Origin of the sequence: Arthrobacter sp. AFG20, from assembly GCF_002892795.1 — a bacterium.
Lineage (GTDB): Bacteria > Actinomycetota > Actinomycetes > Actinomycetales > Micrococcaceae > Arthrobacter.
The window spans coordinates 13,451-29,154 of sequence record NZ_PJMC01000007.1 but is presented as its reverse complement, the minus strand read 5'-3'; the positions used below and the strand labels follow the sequence as shown (position 1 = coordinate 29,154).

The following is a 15,704-nucleotide window of genomic DNA, read 5'->3' as shown; positions in this document are numbered from 1 at the left end:
AAGTCTCTTTCTGGGGGTTCGACTGGCTGGCTGTATCCGGCCCGGTCCTGTGGACCGTTGGGACTTAGCCCTTGACGGCGCCGGCGGTCATGCCGGCGACGATCTGGCGGTTGAAGAACAGGTACATGATGAACGGCGGGATGGTGATCAGCAGGATGTTCATGAAGAGCAGGTTGTAGCTGGTGGTGAACTGGCTCTGGAAGTTGAAGAGCGTCAGCTGCACGGTGGCGTTGGCATCGCCCGGGAGGAAGTACAGCGGATTCTGGAAGTCGTTGAAGATGTGCACGGACTGGACCACGATGACGGTGATGATGACGGAGCGCAGCAGCGGGAAGATGACCCGGAAGAACAGGCGGACCGGGCCGCAGCCGTCGATGACGGCGGCCTCGTCGAGTTCCTTCGGGATGGAGGCGATGAAGGCGCGGAAGAGCATGACACAGAAGGACAGGCCGAACGCCACTTCGATCAGGATCAGGCCCGGGAGGGTCTTGAACAGGCCCATGCTTTGCAGGACCCAGATGGTGGGAACCACGGCGGGCGGGATGATCAGGCCCGAGAGGATGAGGAAGTTGGCCACTCCGTTCCAGCGGGAACGGCGGCGCTGCAGGATCCAGGCGACCATCGCGGCGAGGACCACCAGGATGGTGACACTCACCACCGTGAGGATAGTGCTGTTGATGAAGGCCGTCACGAGCATGAACTTGCGTGCGGACAGGACGTCCTGGAAGTTCTCCAGGAAGTTGAAGGTGGTGGGCCAGGAGAAATCGAGCTTGGCGGCCTCCCGGCGGTCCTTCACGGCGGTGAGCGCCATGAAGGCCAGCGGGATGATGAAGACGACGATGGTGACGGCGATGGCCAGGGCGCCCAGCCCGTAGCGCTTGAGTGCGGTGGTCACTGCTCGACCTCCTTGCGGTTCAGGAACATGGACAGTGGCAGGATGATCGCGGTGACAATCAGGAACAGGACGACGTTGCCCGCCGTGGACAGGCCGTAGAAGCCGGCCTGGTACTGCTTGAAGATGACCGAGGCGATCACGTCCGAGGTGAACCCCGGGCCGCCCTTGGTCATGGCCCAGATCAGGTCGAAAGACCGGAGCCCGCCGATCAGGGACAGGATGATCACGGTCGCCGTGGCCGGGCGGGCCAGGGGGAGGGTGATGTTGAAGAAGCTCTTGAAGGAGCTGGCCCCGTCCATCTTGGCGGCCTCGAAGTACTCGGCCGGGATGGAGACGATGCCGGCGATGTAGATGACGGTGGCGAGGCCCACGCCCTTCCAGACGTCCACCAGCGCGACGGACACCAGCGCCCAGGCGGGATCCACGAGCCACGCCGGCCCCTCGATGCCGATGACCTCGAGGGCCTTGTTGATCATGCCCTTGGACGGGTCCATCAGGATGGTGAAGACGATGCCGACGCCGATGCTGCTCAGGAGCACGGGGAAGAAGATCACGGACCGGAGGTAGCCGCGGGCGATGATCTGCGAGGTCAGCAGGACGGCCAGGAGCATGCCCAGGACCACCTTGAGGACTGAGGTCACCGCGCCATAGATGAAGGTGTTCGTCAGGCCCTTCAGGAGGGCGGGCTCCTGGAAGAACTGGACAAAGTTGTCCAGCCCGATGAAGGTGAAGTCAGTAAGGGTCCAGCGCGTAAAGCTGAAGAAGAACGACGCGAAGGTCGGGATCAGGAACAGCGCCGTGTAGACCACGGCGGCGGGAAGGTAGAACCAGTAGGGGTACGCGGACTTTCCCTTGCGGCGCTTGGGCGCCACGGCCTGGCGCGGCCGCGCGGCCGAAACTGTCGGTGCGGTGTTGACTGTCATGGGAATCTCCCTCAGGGCCGTCCGGGCCGGTAGCGGCCCGGACGGCGGGTTGGGTTAGGAGGCTAGTTCCAGCCCGGCAGGTTCAGCTGCTTGGCCTGCTTCTTGACGTCCTCGTCGTAGAGGGCGGCGGCGTCCTTGGCGGACCGGATGCCCGAGCCCACCTCGACGGTAATCTGCTCGAGGGCGGGGCCCTTGACCGGGGAGAGGTATTCCAAGGCCGGGCTGTTCTTGGACTGGTCCTCGAAGTAGGGGAGCATGTCCTTCACTGCGGCGGGCACGTCCTCGGGCAGGTCGCAACCCTTGACGAGGTAGGGGCCGTTGGCTCCGACGGCCTTGGTCTGGGAGTCGCAGCCGGCCTTGCTCGCGATGAACGCCTGGAGCTTCTTGGCCTCATCGAGGTTCTTTGTCGACTTGGGAATGTAGACGCCGCCCGGCAGCCAGACGGTCAGGGCGTTCTTGGACGCGTCGTCACCCGGGAGCGGGAAGAGGCCGATGTCGTTGAGCTTGTCAGGGAAGGTCACCTTGAGCTCCGGCAGGGCGAAGCTCAGGATCGGGTACTGCGCGCCCTCGCCGTTGGCCAGCTTCTCGAGCCCCTGTGCGTAGGTGGCGGAGGCGTAGTCCTTGTTGAACAGGCCGGCCTTCGCAGCTTCCTCGAGGTGCTCGAAGCCCTTGACGGCCGCGGGATCGGTGGCGTACTTGGCCTTGTTGGCCGTGTAGTTGGCGGCGAAGTCCGGGTCCGCCTTGGCCACGTTGGCGAAGTCACCGAGGACGAACAGCTGGGAGGTCCACGTGGTCTGGTACGTCTGGATGATCGGGTCGGTGCCCGCTTCCTTGATCTTGCGGCTGTTGGCCAGGAACTCGGACCAGGTCTTGGGCACGGACAGGCCCAGCTTTTCGTAGACCTTCTTGTTGTAGAGCACGGCGCCGGCGTTGCCGGTGCCGACCGGGACGCCATAGATCTCCTTGCCGGCGGTTACGACGGGCTTGAACGAGTCGGAGACGTTGGCCATATAGGGCTCGCTGGTGACGGGTACCAGGTTCTGCTCCGGCGAGATCTGGTGGAACAGGGAACCGGAGTTGTACGAGAACAAGTCAGCCATGTCCCCGGTGGACAGCCTGGTCTTGACGATGTTGTCACCTTCGCCGCCCTGCGGGCGGGTCTCGACCTCGACCTTGATGGTGGGGTTCGCCGCGGTGAAGTCTTTGGCGATCTGTTCCGCGTATGTGACGGTGTTCTCGGTATTGTCCACGAGCCAGGTGATGGTCTTTTCGCCGCCACCGCCTCCGCTGGCGTTTCCGCCGCCGCAGCCTGTCAGCGCCACTGCCAGTGCCGTCACGCCCACGGCCAGGGACGTCCAGCGCCGCCTGTTCGATGTGGTCATCTTTACCTCCTCGTAAAGCCCCGGGCATAGCTCGCGTGGAACGTTTCAAGAATCGTTCTGGGTGGGCTCGGCCGACGGGGTCGTGTTTGGTGTAGATCGGTCTACGTTCCAACCACTGTAAGGCATGTCACAGCGTGCAGCAAGGATTTTCGTAGATCAGTCTACAATTTTCCCTAGGACGGCCTTAATGTGTACCGGAAGGGGGGCGATGTCCGAGCAGATTAAGCGGGCGACCATCAGTGATGTTGCCCTGCACGCCGGCGTTTCCAGGGCGGCGGTCTCGAAGGTGCTCCGCGGCGCGTACGGCGTTAGCGGCACCATGAAAGCCCGGGTTGAAGCCTCAATGGTCGCTTTGGGCTATCGGCCCTCGGCGCTGGCTCGCGGCATGCGCGGCAGCAGCTTCACCCTGGGCGTCTTTGTGGTGGACCTGCAGAACACCTTCATGTCAGTGCTCATCGAGGGCATCCGGGCCGAAGCCGAGGTCAGCGGATACCAGGTGTTCATTGGCGAGGCGAGCCGGGGGCTCAGTCAGCAGCGGCAGATGATCGAGGCCATGCTGGACCGAAAAATGGACGGGCTCCTACTGATCGCGCCCTTCGGTACCGCAGGCGACCTCGAGGAGATAGGCCGCGCGACACCGACCGTTGTCCTGGGCCGGCACGGTCCCGGTCAGTCCTATGACACCGTGGCCAGCGACGACATGGCGGGCAGTGCGCTGATCGTGGATCATCTCGCCGCACTCGGCCACCGCCGCATTGCACACCTGAAGCACGTCGGCCGGGAGAACAACGAGGACGGCATGCCGCAGGTCGTGCGAGCCCAGGGGTACATTGACGCCATGGTGCGCAATGGGCTCGAGCCCGAAGTCGACGTGATCGAAGGCCGGTGGCACCAGGCCGGCGGCCAGCATGCCTCGGAGCTGATGCTGCAGCGACCGCACCCCCCGACGGCTGTGCATGCCGGCACCGACATGGCTGCCCTCGGCGTCCTCGCCGGCCTCTATGAGGCGGGTATCAGTGTGCCCGGCGACTTCTCTGTGGTGGGCTACGACAACGTCTTCGCTGCATCCCTGCCGCAGGTTGCCCTCACCAGCGTGGACCAGTCCGGCGTCGAGATGGGTTCCATGGCGGCGAGGCTGCTCGTGGAGCGCATCCAAGGCCGGCGGGAGCCGGTTTCGACCGTCGTGGCACCGAGCCTCGTCGTCCGCAGGACCACAGGCCCCGCCCCCGCCGGCCCCACTCGGAACTGAAGCGGCGGAGCTCACCCCTCCCGCTCCACGGTTGCATTTAGGTTACCTAACTATTAGGATACCTAAGTATGACATCCAAGAATGCTCCGGCCTTGCAGGAGCTCGCGCAGGACTTCCGCGAGGCGCTGCGGCACAGCGTGTACCTGGTCCGCCGCCTTGATGCGGACGGTGAACCCAGCGCCGCCCAGCTGAGCACGCTCAAAATGCTGCTCGAGGACGGCGTCCGGGTGGGCGAGATCGCCAGGAACCTGGGCGTCAGGGTGCCCAGCGCCACCGAACAGGTCATCAAGCTCGAGCGGGCAGGACTGGCCCGCCGGGAAGCGGATCCGGACGACTCCCGCGCGGTCCGCGTTGTGCTGACCGCCCAAGGCCGTGACGCCGTCGAATCCGCCAACCGGCGCCGGAACGCCGTCATGGCCGGCATTCTCGAGTCCCTGACCGATGACGACAGACGCGCCCTGGCGGCCGCCCTCCCGGTCATCGAAAAGATCAACAGCACGCTCCAAAACTGACAAGCCCTTCAAAACCGACAAGCGACCCAGAACTGATCAACGACACTTAGGAGTTCCCTCCATGGACGGCCAGCTCGCAGACACCCTGCCGGCACCACAATCCACCCTCGAGGCTGAGAAGGCCTCATTCCTCAAGCAGCCCAAGGCGGTCTGGGCCACGGCCCTCGCGGCCGTGTTCGCATTCATGGGCATCGGTCTGGTGGACCCCATCCTGCCGGCCATCGCCAAAAACCTGGATGCCAGCCCCAGCCAGGTCTCGCTGCTGTTCACCAGCTACTTCCTGATCACCGCTGTGGCGATGCTCGTCACCGGTTTCATCTCCTCGCGGATCGGCGGCAAGCGGACCCTGCTGGCCGGGCTGGCCGTGATCGTGGTGTTTGCCTCACTCTCGGGCATGTCGGGCAGCGTTGGGGAACTGGTCGGTTTCCGGGCCGGATGGGGGTTCGGCAACGCACTCTTCGTGGCCACCGCGCTGGCCGTCATTGTCGGCGTCGCCAGCGGCGGCGCGGGCACGGCGATCATCCTCTATGAGGCCGCCCTTGGCCTCGGCATCTCACTGGGGCCGCTCCTCGGCGCCCTCCTCGGGGGATGGCAGTGGCGCGCCCCGTTCTTCGGCACCGCAGCGCTGATGGCGGCGGCCTTCATTGCGCTCACCGTGCTGCTTCCGAAGACCCCGTTGCCAGCCCGCAAGATAAGCCTGGCGGATCCGCTGCGGGCCCTCGGCCACAAGGGGCTGCGTACGACGGCGGCCAGCGGCCTGTTCTACAACTACGGCTTTTTCACTGTGCTCGCCTTCACCCCGTTTATCCTGGGCATGGACGCGTACGGCATCGGCGGGGTGTTCTTCGGCTGGGGCGTCGCGGTCGCCGTCTTCTCTGTCTTCGTGGCTCCGGCGCTGCAGAACCGCTTCGGCGCCACGAAGGTGCTCCTCGGCACGCTGTTCCTGCTGATGCTGGACCTGGCAGGTCTTGGCCTGGCCGCGGGCCACTCCGTGCCGGCCGTTGTTGCGCTCGTGGTGGTCTCCGGCGCGCTGCTGGGCGTCAACAACACCATCTTCACCGAGCTGGCCATGGGCGTCTCTGACTCGCCGCGACCGGTCGCCTCGGCGGGGTACAACTTCGTCCGCTGGATGGGCGGCGCCCTGGCGCCCTTTGCAGCGGCGCAGCTTGGCGAGCACTTCGGGCCGCAGGTGCCGTTCTTTGCCGGCGCGGCGGCAATGATTGTTGCCATGGCCGTGGCGGCCGGCGGGCGGCGTTACCTCGCCGCCCACGAACCGCACGTGGTCTGAGCCGCGAGCCCGTCAGCCGGAAGGCACGCACAAAGCAAAAGACGCCCACGCTCCCGGGAACACAGTCCCGGGGAACGTGGGCGTCTTCCGTCATGCCGGAGGAGCCAAAAGCCGGTCAGACCTTGACGGACCCCTTCGGAACAAACAGGGTCTCAGCCTGTTCCAGCGACATGCCGTTGGTCTCCGGCACCTTGTACATGACGAAGAAGAACGAGGCTGCCGCGAAGAGTGCGTACATGGCGTAGGTCAGCGGCAGCGAGCCTGCGGCCATCACGGGGAAGCTCAGAGTGATGGCAAAGTTGGCGATCCACTGGGCTGCGGCGGCCAGCCCCAGGGCACGGGCGCGGATCCGGGCCGGGAAGATCTCGCCCAGCAGGACCCACACCAGCGGTCCCCAGGATGCGCCGAAGCTGATCACAAAAACGTTCGCGGCCACCAGGGCAACGGGGCCCCAGGCGCCGGGCAGCGTGATGTCGGAGCCGGTGCCCGTGGCCGAGGCGAACGCCAGGGCCATGGCGCCGAGGGAAACGGCCATGCCGATGGAACCGGCCAGCAGGATGGGGCGGCGGCCGATCCTGTCCACGAGGGCGATGGCCACGAGCGTGACCAGGATGTTGGTGATGGACGTGGTCACCGAGATGGTCAGCGAGTCCTTCTCCTGGAACCCAACGGCCTTCCAGAGTGTGGTCGAGTAGTAAAAAATCACGTTGATGCCCACGAACTGCTGCAGGACGGACAGGGTGATGCCGATCCAGACCACTGCCTGCAGGCCGAACGCCTTGCCGCGCAGCGAGCCCTTCCTGCCCGCGAGCTGGTCCTCCTCGATCGCCTCGCGGATTTCCCGCAGGTGGCGGTCGGTGTCCTCATCAGGGGCGATGGAGTCGAAGACCTTCCGGGCCAGGTCCTCCTTGCCCTGGACCACCAGGAAGCGCGGGGACTCGGGGAGCGTGTAGGCGACCACGCCGTAGAGCACCGCCGGAACAGCGGCAGCCAGGAACATCCAGCGCCAGGCCTCGATGCCCAGCCAGAATGCCTGGTGCGCACCTCCGGCGGACGTGGCGAACAGGGCGTCGGACAGCAGGGCGGCGAAGATACCCGTGGTGATGGCCAGCTGCTGCAGCGACGCCAGCCGGCCGCGGACGTGGCGGGGCGAAATTTCGGAGATGTACGCCGGCGCTATCACCGAGGCCAGGCCGATGCCGAGCCCGCCCACCAGGCGCCAGAAGATGAGGTCCCAGACGCTGAAGCAGAAGCCGGTGCCGATGGCGCTGATGAGGAACAGCAGTGCCCCCAGCTTCATCGCGGGGATGCGGCCGTAGCGGTCCGCCACCTTGCCGGCCAGGTACGCGCCCGCCGCGCAGCCCAACAGTGCTACGGCCACCGCGAAACCGGTGACGGCCTCGCCGAGCGCGAACTCGTCCTTCATGGCATCCACGGCGCCGTTGACCACGGAGGAGTCAAAGCCGAACAGGAAGCCGCCCACGGCGCCAGCAAGCGCCAGCCAGATCACCCGCTTGGGGATCTTGGCGGTTGTCTGCTTGTCGGTGGACATGGCTCTCCCTTGGTTCGGGGGTGGGTGGATGCGGTGCAAACGTCGTCGGCTGCGGAAACCGGCCCTGTCGGCCGGCGCACACGCGCCTAACAGTGTGCCACGTCACCGGGCGCTGATCCACTCCGGGACGGATGACGACGACGGCGGGAGGTCCCGCCGTCGTCGTCGTCCTGTGCCGCGAAGGGCCGGGGACTCCGGGGAAACAGAACGGCAGGCAGCCCGAAAGGCTGCCTGCCGTGACGTGCAGGTGTGGCTAGTGCGCCGAAACGGATTCTGATCCTGCTCGCTGAGCTACTGCCTTCGGATCCGTGAGCTTCTTCTTCGGCAGCGCGAAGCTGATGAGGAAGGCGATGCCGGTAAGGGCGGCGGCGGTGAGCATGACGGTGTCGATCGACTGGGCAAAGCCCTCGGTGATGGGCCGGGTGAGCACGGGGTTCGCGGTGTGCAGCCAGCTGGTGTCGTTGAGGGAGTCGTTGCTGGCGCCGTTCTTGAAGAACTCGTAGAGCTTGGCGTTGGCGGGATCCGCGGCGACGGCGGGGTCCTTCAGGACCTTGAGGTAGTCGGCGTTCTGCACGGCGTCCTTCATGCCGCTGGCGATTTTGTCCGCGGCCAGGCTGAAGAGCAGGGAGATGAACACGGCCGTTCCTACGGCGCCGCCCATGGAGCGGAAGAACGCGGCGGTGGAGGTGCCAACACCCATGTCCTTCGAGGGCACCGAGACCTGCATCGCGAGGGTGAGCGGCTGCATGCAGAAGCCCAGGCCCAGGCCGAAGAAGACGGCGATCAGGCCGGGGACCCAGAGCTCGGTGTCAGCGCCAAGCGACAGCCCCATGACGATGGCGGCGCTGGTCAGGATGGCGGTGCCGAGGATCGGGAAAATCCGGAAGGTGCCCGAGGCCGAGATGGTGCGTCCGGCGGTGATGGAGCCGGTCAGGATGCCGATCGTGAAGGTGATCATCATCAGGCCGGCCTCGGTGGGCGTGAGGCCCTTGACCAGCTGCAGGTACATCGGCAGCATCGCGATGGCGCCGAACATGCCGATGCCGATGATGAAGTTCAGCAGCGAGGACAGCCCAAAGGTGACGTTCCGGAAGAGGCGCAGCGGGATGAGCGCGTAGTCCCCCGCGCGGCGTTCGGCCAGCAGGAAGGCAACGATGCCGACGATGCCCAGGCCGTAGCAGATGAAGGAATTGGCCGAGGTCCAGCCCCAGCTGCGGCCCTGTTCGGCCACGAGCAGCAGCGGCACGATCGCCAGGGTGATGGCGGCGGCGCCCCAGTAGTCGATCCGCTGCTTGACGTGCTTGGCGGGCAGGTGGAGGTAGAGGAACACCACGGCCAGCGCGGCCAGGCCGATGGGCAGGTTGATGAAGAAGACCCAGCGCCAGCCGTCGAAGCCCAGGATGCTCTCGGATCCGGCGAAGGCGCCGCCAACGACGGGGCCGAGGACCGAGGAGATGCCGAACACGGACATGAAGTAGCCCTGGAACTTGGCGCGGTCCTTGAGCGGGACGATGTCGCCGATGATGGTCAGGGCAAGGGCCAGGAGGCCGCCGGCACCCATGCCCTGGATGCCGCGGGCGATGGCCAGCTCGGTCATCGAGTGCACCGAGCCCGCGTACAGCGAGCCGGCGAGGAAGATGATGATCGCGGCGAGATAGAGCGGGCGGCGGCCGAAGATGTCGCTGAGCTTGCCGTACAGCGGCGTTGTGACCGTGGACGTGATGAGGTACGCGGTGGTCGCCCACGCCTGGAGTGAGAGCCCGTCCAGGTCGTTGGCGATGGTGTAGATGGAGGTGGACACGATGGTCTGGTCCAGCGAGGACAGGAACATGCCGAGCATCAGCCCCACCATGACGGTGATGGTCTGCCGCTGCGTCAGGGCCTCTCCGGGCGCGGGTCCGGCGGTGGTTTTGGACATGGCTGCTCCAGGGTCAAGAGAAAGGGGGATCGCATTCGATAGTTGCTTTCAGTAACTATGTTACTTCCTGCTTTGTTCCCCGGAGCAACGGAAATTTTTCCGCGGGCTCTTCGCGTGTGTTCCTTAGCGTTAGCGCCTGATGAGGATTCCATCCGGATCGCACCAGATCGTGGCGCCGGTTCTGATGGTCACGCCGTCGATCAGCAGGTCCACGTCAGTCTCTCCCGCCCCGGCCTTGGCGCTCTTGCGGGGGTTGCTGCCGAGGGCTTTGACGCCGAGGGGCAGCTCCGCGATGGCCTCACGGTCGCGGATGGCGCCGTTGATTACGACGCCGGCCCAGCCGTTTGCCACGGCGCTTGCGGCGATCAGGTCCCCCATCAGCGCGGTCCGCAGCGAACCGGCGCCGTCGACGACGAGCACGGCGCCATTCCCGGGTGTGGCGAGGACGGACTTGACGAGGGCGTTGTCCTCAAAGCAGCGCACGGTCCGGACAGGGCCGCTGAAATGCGAGTGGCCGCCCAGGGACTGGAACTGCAGGGAAACGGAGTCCAGCTCCTCGCCGCGCTCATCGTAGAGATCGGCGGTGTTAACGGCGGCATTGGCAGGCGAAGCGGTCATTGTTTCTCCTCGGGCAGTCTTTGGCCTCGGTATAAAGCAACGCGGGGTCAGTTAACGCCGGATGCGGTGCCCGGATTGGGCCGTAAGTGACCCCGCCTGCACCCTAACCTCGCAAGCTCGGCCAGGGAACCCTGCAGGCGTGGGCCCACCCGCGTTGCTGTTGGCTCCCACGATAGTCTGATTCCACCATCACAATGTTCCAGGGGGAGACCGCCATGAGCCTGTCCGACATACCCGGTGCGGTACCCGACCCCGGCCTGGTGGGTAGCCGGCAGTCCGCCGCGCTCGCCGAACCGGAACGGAAGGTCACCGCGCGCTGGGTCACCGGCCTGGTCCTCGTCAACATCGGCATCAACGCGGCCTTCTTCGGGCCCATCAACGTCTTCATTAGCCAGCAGGCCATCAGCATCGATGCACCCAGCAAGGAAGCGATCTTTTCGATCGTCACCAGCTGCGGTGCCGCGGTTTCACTGGTAGCCAATCCGCTGTTCGGCGCCCTGTCCGACCGTACGGTCTCAGGGTTCGGCCGGCGTGCCCCGTGGGTCCTGGCAGGGGCCATCCTGGCGACGGCGGCACTGCTGGCAATGTCCGGGGCCACCACCGTTGCCTTGATGTTGCTGTTCTGGTGCCTGGTCCAGCTCGGTGCGAATGCCGCTTACGCCGCCATCACGGCGGCCATTCCGGACCGCGTTCCGGTGCCCCAGCGCGCCACCGTTGGCGGGATGGCCGCCATGGGCCAGACTGTTGGCATCCTTCTCGGCGCCGTCTTTGGTGCGGTGGTCTCCGGGAACTACATGGTGGGGTACTGGCTCTGTGCCGCGGCCCTCGCGCTGTCAGTTTTGCCGTACCTGTTTCACCGGAACGATCCTGTGCTGCCACTGTCCGCCCGCCCACCATTCCAGCTGAAGGCGTTCGCTCGGGGTTTCTGGATCAGCCCGGCACGGCACCCGGACTTTGCCTGGGCCTGGCTCACGCGCTTCCTGATGAACGTGGGCAACCAGCTGACCATCGTTTACCTGTTCTTCTTCCTCCGGGACATCATCGGCCACGAGAACCCGGCCCTGGGCGTGCTGGTCCTTACCGGCATTTACGCAGTCCTGCTGATTACCACCGCCGTGCTGGCCGGACCGTGGAGCGACCGCGTAGGCAGGCGCAAGCCCTTCGTGATCGCGTCTTCCGTAGCCATCGCCATGGCAGGACTCATCATGGCCTTCTTCCCTGTCTGGCCCGGTGCACTGGTGGGCGCTGCCGTGCTGGGAATCGGCTTCGGCGCCTACCAGGCGGTGGATTTTGCCCTGCTGACGCAAGTCCTGCCGCAGGCCGCCGACCGGGGCAAGGACATGGGTGTTATCAACGTGGCCGCCTCCCTGCCGCAGGTGTTTGCCCCGACGCTCGCCTTCCTGTCCATCCAGTACTTCGGCGGCTATGTCACACTGTTTTCCGCCGCCGCCGTCATCGGCCTGCTGGGCGCCGTCTTTGTGGTCAAGATCAAGGGTGTTGCCTAGCGTCGGGGACATGTACGGCTCCCACGGGGCCCAGAAGCCTGTGCCGTATAGTGGAGTGCGAATTGCGGCAGGACCGGGAATGGGGCTCTCCCTGACTGCACCAGGAATCTCAACCTCCGGACTGATGATGCTTGACTCTATGCCTGATCTTCCGCCCATGGCCGCCCCGCCCTCCCTTCCCCGGCAGCAGCGCCGCTTTAACCGGATTCTGGAGGCGGCGGCCGGGTTCGCGCGGAAGGGCCTGCAGTCCGTTACCCTGTCCGAGGTTGCCGCCCAGGCCAACGTCCCCCTCGGCACCCTGTACCGCTACTTCCCCTCCGCCACTCACCTGATGCTGGCCTTGTACCGGCATCAGCTCGGCGAGCTTAAGGCGGGGGCAGGGCCGGGCGCTGTCCGAATCCATGCGCTCTCCGGTGTGGCCATGGAAATATTCCACATGCGCGTCATGCAGCCCGCCGTCGAACAGTGCCTCAGCCAAGCTGTGTACCTCAAGGACCGGGACACCACCGGCCTGCTGCGCGAGATCGATTCCCTGGCTGAACGCGCCGTCACCGCCGTGTGTGGCGACCCTGCTGTCGCCCGGGTCCTGCTGCCGACCCTCACCGGTCTAGTCCAGTCGGTGCGCTGCCGTCGATTGTCTCTGTTTGAGGCTGAGGAAGACCTGAAGAAGGCGTGCACCCTGCTGGTGTCGGCGCCCCGTCTGGTGCGGCATACCGCGTAACCGGTCTAGACCGGTGGCGTCATAAAAGGTGCGAAAGCGGTGAAGTGGGCCACAAATCAGCTTTAAGTGCGTTCCGTTCGGTCCAACAGGTCCGAAATGGCAGGAGGCGGGCCTTTGTCCTGTCTAACATGGCAGTAGCGGAGTGGCCAGCACCCACCAGCTCCACTGGCTTTCTGACGGAACCCGCCACCTTTGGGCCGTCAGCGGAAGCGCGTATCTGACCATCTTGAGCCTCGAATGCTTGAGCCATACTGTGCCGTGCGCCCACGGCTAGCCACAGGAGACAACGACGTGTCCACTGAAACTATCGCTACCAATGACACCAGCGCAGCCGCAGAGCTGACTGACCAGGAAATTTTCGCTGCCCACGAGGGCGGCAAGCTTTCCATCGCCAGCACCGTCCCCCTCAGCAACAAGCGGGACCTTTCCATCGCCTACACGCCCGGCGTTGCCCAGGTCAGCCGGGCCATCCACGCTGACCCGGAACTCGCCAAGAGCCACACCTGGGCCCAGCGCCTCGTGGCCGTCGTCAGCGACGGCACGGCCGTTCTCGGACTGGGAAACATCGGCCCCAGCGCCTCGCTGCCCGTCATGGAGGGCAAGTCCGCCCTCTTCAAGGCCTTCGGCGAGCTGGACTCCATCCCGCTGGTCCTCAACACCACCGATGTGGACGAGATCGTGGAAACCCTCGTCCGGCTGCGCCCCAGCTTCGGCGCCGTCAACCTCGAGGACATCGCCGCCCCGCGCTGCTTCGAGCTGGAAGAAAAGCTCATTGAAGCCCTGGACTGCCCCGTCATGCACGATGACCAGCACGGCACCGCCGTCGTGGTCCTCGCCGCGCTGACCGGCGCAGCCAAGGTCACCGGCCGCGGGTTCGAGGAGCTCCGCGTGGTGATCTCCGGTGCCGGCGCCGCGGGCATTGCCATCGCCGAAATCCTGCTCACCGCGGGCATCGAGGACGTGGTGCTGCTGGATTCCCGCGGCGTGATCAACTCCGAGCGTGCCGACATCGCCGCCGATCCCGCCAGCAAGAAGGCCCAGATGGCGCAGCGCAGCAACCCGCGCGGCATTGCAGGCGGCCCCGGGGAAGCCCTGCTGGGCGCTGACGTCTTCGTCGGTGTTTCCTCCTCCAAGCTGGACGAGGAGCACCTGAAGCTGATGAACCACAGCTCCATCGTGTTCGCACTGTCTAACCCGGACCCCGAAGTCCTGCCCGAGGTCGCCTCCAAGTACGCCGCAGTGGTGGCCACCGGCCGCAGCGACTTCCCCAACCAGATCAACAACGTCCTGGCGTTCCCCGGCATTTTCCGCGGCGCCCTGGACGCCGGTGCACGCCGCATCACGCCCGCGATGAAGGTCGCCGCGGCCCGCGCCATTGCTGAACTGGCCGATGACAAGCTGTCCGCGTCCTACATTGTGCCCAGCCCGCTGGACCCGCGCGTGGCGCCGGCCGTCACGGCCGCTGTTGCCGCGGCGGTCGAAGCCGAAGCTAACTAAAGGCGCAGGGCTCACTAGAGCCCGACGGCGGTGCCTCCCGTGCTGGGGAGGCGCCGCCGTCGTCGTTCCCGGCAAAGTCCGCGTTCCGCGGACCAAGCCCCGGGCTGCCCCGCCCTAGACTGGGGGCATGAACGCCCAAACGCTCGTGACCGTCCTCTGCGGCCTGGCAATCCTGGTTGGCGTTGCCGGCACCGTCATCCCTGTCCTGCCCGGCAGTTTCCTCATCGGTCTGAGCCTGTTGGCGTGGGCAATCTGGGGCGGCGAGGGCGTGACCGGCTGGGTGGTTTTCGCCGTGGGCATGGTGTTTGTGTTGGCAGGCATGGCGGCCAGCGCCGTCCTCGCCGGCCGCAAGCTGAAGGAGCACCGGATTCCCAACCGGAGCGTCGCCGTCGGGGTGGTGCTGGGTATCGCCGGCATGTTCGTCATTCCCGTGGTGGGCCTGTTCGTTGGCTTTGCCGCCGGGCTGCTGCTCAGCGAAGTCCAGCGCACGCGAAACTTCCGGGCAGCGCTGACCTCCAGCTGGGCGGCCCTGAAAGCCACCGGGCTGGGAATGCTCGTGGAGTTCGGCCTGGCCTGCCTCGCGGCCAGCACCTGGGTGGTGGGCGTGTGGGTGGGTGCCGCTTCGGCGTAGTTCCGGCCCGCCGTTAGCATGGAGGAATGAGCGCGGGGCAGTTTTCAGGACCGATCTACCGCGACACGCGCGACCTGACCCCCTTCGGCGGCGGCAGGGTCCGCACCCCGGTACGGGAAATAGCCGAGGGCATGGGCGGGCTGATCCACGGCGTGCTCGGGGGAGGGGACTCCCGGATCAGCGTGGACGGCAGCGTTCCGCGGCTCAAGTTGCTGCCCGGCAAAGCTGCCAGGACCGTGTACGACGCCATCTTCTCCAACACCGACCCCAACCGGCTCATCGCCGCCGGCCGCGCCTATCCAGGCTGGGCCGGGCTCTGCTGCGTGATGGCCGGTCTCCTCGCCTACAAGCAGGGCGGTTACCTGCGGGCCGCGGAGCTACTGCAGCGCGGGCTTTCCATCAGGAACGACGACGAGGCGAACCAGTTCGCCGCCAATTACCTCACGCACGTGGTCACCCGTGTGGAGGTGGCCGAACGCATCGTGGTGCCGGTGCTGTTCAGCGAGGAGTCGGTATTCCTTGCGCTCTCCCATTCCCTCCGGGAAACGGGCCAGACCGAGGCGGCATTTGAAACACTGGTCAGGCTGCCGCCATCGTTGCCCACCGCACTGGCGAGGTGCGCACTCGCTGCCGCCCTGGGCAGGGACCAGGAGGTGGTGGTCTGGACGGAGGGCCTGCTGAACGCCGACGACCTCTCCGCGGCGCTGCTCCTGGTCCGGGCGCGCTCCCTCCGCCGGCTCGGCGCGTACAGCCAGGCCCAGCAGGCACTCAAGGAAGTCCTGCGGCGGCAGAAGACCAGCATGTCGCTGCGCAACGACGCCCTGACCGACCGTGCCCTGATACTGCTGGACAACGGCCGGAAGTCCCTCAATCCGCGGGACTGGCAGCGGGGCAAACAGGCGGAGCTCGAAACCTTCGAGGTCATCCGCAAGGACATCGAAGCGCGCCGGGCGTGGGAACAGAAGTGGAAGCAGTTCGGCGGGGACTGAGGCGGGCTCCTGTGGGCGGAAGCC

14 protein-coding genes are annotated in these 15,704 nt (G+C 66.0%); 8 read left to right on the top strand and 6 right to left on the bottom strand.

Translation table 11 applies throughout. The annotated features are described in order from the left end of the window. Window positions 1-64 precede the first annotated feature (64 nt). The 3 genes from CXZ05_RS09955 to CXZ05_RS09945 all read right to left on the bottom strand — a co-directional run bounded on the left by CXZ05_RS09955 (window position 65) and on the right by CXZ05_RS09945 (window position 3,200). Window positions 65-895, bottom strand: coding sequence for a carbohydrate ABC transporter permease (locus tag CXZ05_RS09955; RefSeq protein ID WP_102972452.1), 831 nt, complete (start codon window positions 893-895; stop codon window positions 65-67). After that, window positions 892-1,818 (bottom strand): carbohydrate ABC transporter permease, encoded by a 927-nt coding sequence (locus CXZ05_RS09950; RefSeq protein WP_102972451.1) that lies wholly within the window; start codon window positions 1,816-1,818, stop codon window positions 892-894. The genes CXZ05_RS09955 and CXZ05_RS09950 overlap by 4 nt, the downstream gene beginning before the upstream one ends. Before the next feature lie 62 nt (window positions 1,819-1,880). Then, a complete protein-coding gene (locus tag CXZ05_RS09945; protein ID WP_102972450.1) occupies window positions 1,881-3,200 on the bottom strand; it encodes an ABC transporter substrate-binding protein in 1,320 nt (439 codons plus the stop codon). A 208-nt stretch (window positions 3,201-3,408) separates the two neighbouring features. Here CXZ05_RS09945 and CXZ05_RS09940 point away from each other — a divergent pair, with 208 nt between their 5' ends. The 3 genes from CXZ05_RS09940 to CXZ05_RS09930 all read left to right on the top strand — a co-directional run bounded on the left by CXZ05_RS09940 (window position 3,409) and on the right by CXZ05_RS09930 (window position 6,249). Then, a complete protein-coding gene (locus tag CXZ05_RS09940) occupies window positions 3,409-4,449 on the top strand; it encodes a LacI family DNA-binding transcriptional regulator (RefSeq protein ID WP_102972449.1) in 1,041 nt (346 codons plus the stop codon). Window positions 4,450-4,517: 68 nt separating this feature from the next. Next, the gene (locus CXZ05_RS09935; RefSeq protein ID WP_102972448.1) at window positions 4,518-4,961 is read left to right on the top strand and encodes a MarR family winged helix-turn-helix transcriptional regulator; all 444 of its coding nucleotides are present in this window, start codon (window positions 4,518-4,520) and stop codon (window positions 4,959-4,961) included. Window positions 4,962-5,022: 61 nt separating this feature from the next. Next, window positions 5,023-6,249, top strand: a complete 1,227-nt coding sequence (locus CXZ05_RS09930; RefSeq protein ID WP_102972447.1) for an MFS transporter — start codon at window positions 5,023-5,025, stop codon at window positions 6,247-6,249. Between the two features lie 115 nt (window positions 6,250-6,364). On the opposite strand, the gene CXZ05_RS09925 is transcribed toward CXZ05_RS09930, so the two are convergent. The 3 genes from CXZ05_RS09925 to rraA form a co-directional block, all read right to left on the bottom strand. Next, window positions 6,365-7,801 (bottom strand): sugar porter family MFS transporter, encoded by a 1,437-nt coding sequence (locus CXZ05_RS09925; RefSeq protein ID WP_102972446.1) that lies wholly within the window; start codon window positions 7,799-7,801, stop codon window positions 6,365-6,367. A 253-nt stretch (window positions 7,802-8,054) separates the two neighbouring features. Beyond that, window positions 8,055-9,719, bottom strand: coding sequence for an MDR family MFS transporter (locus CXZ05_RS09920; protein WP_102972445.1), 1,665 nt, complete (start codon window positions 9,717-9,719; stop codon window positions 8,055-8,057). Between the two features lie 129 nt (window positions 9,720-9,848). Next, entirely contained in the window at window positions 9,849-10,337 is a 489-nt protein-coding gene (rraA, locus tag CXZ05_RS09915) for a ribonuclease E activity regulator RraA (RefSeq protein WP_102972444.1), read from the bottom strand. A gap of 215 nt (window positions 10,338-10,552) precedes the next feature. Between rraA and CXZ05_RS09910 the strand changes: the two genes are divergently transcribed. The 5 genes from CXZ05_RS09910 (at window position 10,553) to CXZ05_RS09890 (ending at window position 15,680) form a co-directional block, all read left to right on the top strand. Next, complete coding sequence (locus CXZ05_RS09910) at window positions 10,553-11,842, top strand: MFS transporter (RefSeq protein WP_102972620.1); 1,290 nt, start codon at window positions 10,553-10,555, stop codon at window positions 11,840-11,842. A 139-nt stretch (window positions 11,843-11,981) separates the two neighbouring features. Further along, on the top strand, window positions 11,982-12,563 hold the full coding sequence (locus CXZ05_RS09905; protein WP_258006527.1) for a TetR/AcrR family transcriptional regulator: 582 nt from the start codon (window positions 11,982-11,984) through the stop codon (window positions 12,561-12,563). A 291-nt stretch (window positions 12,564-12,854) separates the two neighbouring features. Continuing rightward, window positions 12,855-14,060 (top strand): NADP-dependent malic enzyme, encoded by a 1,206-nt coding sequence (locus CXZ05_RS09900; RefSeq protein ID WP_102972443.1) that lies wholly within the window; start codon window positions 12,855-12,857, stop codon window positions 14,058-14,060. A 127-nt stretch (window positions 14,061-14,187) separates the two neighbouring features. After that, complete coding sequence (locus CXZ05_RS09895) at window positions 14,188-14,691, top strand: DUF456 domain-containing protein (protein ID WP_102972442.1); 504 nt, start codon at window positions 14,188-14,190, stop codon at window positions 14,689-14,691. 26 nt (window positions 14,692-14,717) lie between these two features. Next, on the top strand, window positions 14,718-15,680 hold the full coding sequence (locus CXZ05_RS09890; RefSeq protein ID WP_102972441.1) for a hypothetical protein: 963 nt from the start codon (window positions 14,718-14,720) through the stop codon (window positions 15,678-15,680). The last annotated feature ends 24 nt before the right edge of the window (window positions 15,681-15,704 follow it).

Coding starts and splice junctions, on each gene's coding strand:
- CXZ05_RS09950 (WP_102972451.1), bottom strand. CDS start 1,818: ATGACAGTCAACACCGCACCGACAGTTTCGGCCGCGCGGCCGCGCCAG.
- CXZ05_RS09945 (WP_102972450.1), bottom strand. CDS start 3,200: ATGACCACATCGAACAGGCGGCGCTGGACGTCCCTGGCCGTGGGCGTG.
- CXZ05_RS09940 (WP_102972449.1), top strand. CDS start 3,409: ATGTCCGAGCAGATTAAGCGGGCGACCATCAGTGATGTTGCCCTGCAC.
- CXZ05_RS09935 (WP_102972448.1), top strand. CDS start 4,518: ATGACATCCAAGAATGCTCCGGCCTTGCAGGAGCTCGCGCAGGACTTC.
- CXZ05_RS09930 (WP_102972447.1), top strand. CDS start 5,023: ATGGACGGCCAGCTCGCAGACACCCTGCCGGCACCACAATCCACCCTC.
- CXZ05_RS09925 (WP_102972446.1), bottom strand. CDS start 7,801: ATGTCCACCGACAAGCAGACAACCGCCAAGATCCCCAAGCGGGTGATC.
- CXZ05_RS09920 (WP_102972445.1), bottom strand. CDS start 9,719: ATGTCCAAAACCACCGCCGGACCCGCGCCCGGAGAGGCCCTGACGCAG.
- rraA (WP_102972444.1), bottom strand. CDS start 10,337: ATGACCGCTTCGCCTGCCAATGCCGCCGTTAACACCGCCGATCTCTAC.
- CXZ05_RS09910 (WP_102972620.1), top strand. CDS start 10,553: ATGAGCCTGTCCGACATACCCGGTGCGGTACCCGACCCCGGCCTGGTG.
- CXZ05_RS09905 (WP_258006527.1), top strand. CDS start 11,982: ATGCCTGATCTTCCGCCCATGGCCGCCCCGCCCTCCCTTCCCCGGCAG.
- CXZ05_RS09895 (WP_102972442.1), top strand. CDS start 14,188: ATGAACGCCCAAACGCTCGTGACCGTCCTCTGCGGCCTGGCAATCCTG.
- CXZ05_RS09890 (WP_102972441.1), top strand. CDS start 14,718: ATGAGCGCGGGGCAGTTTTCAGGACCGATCTACCGCGACACGCGCGAC.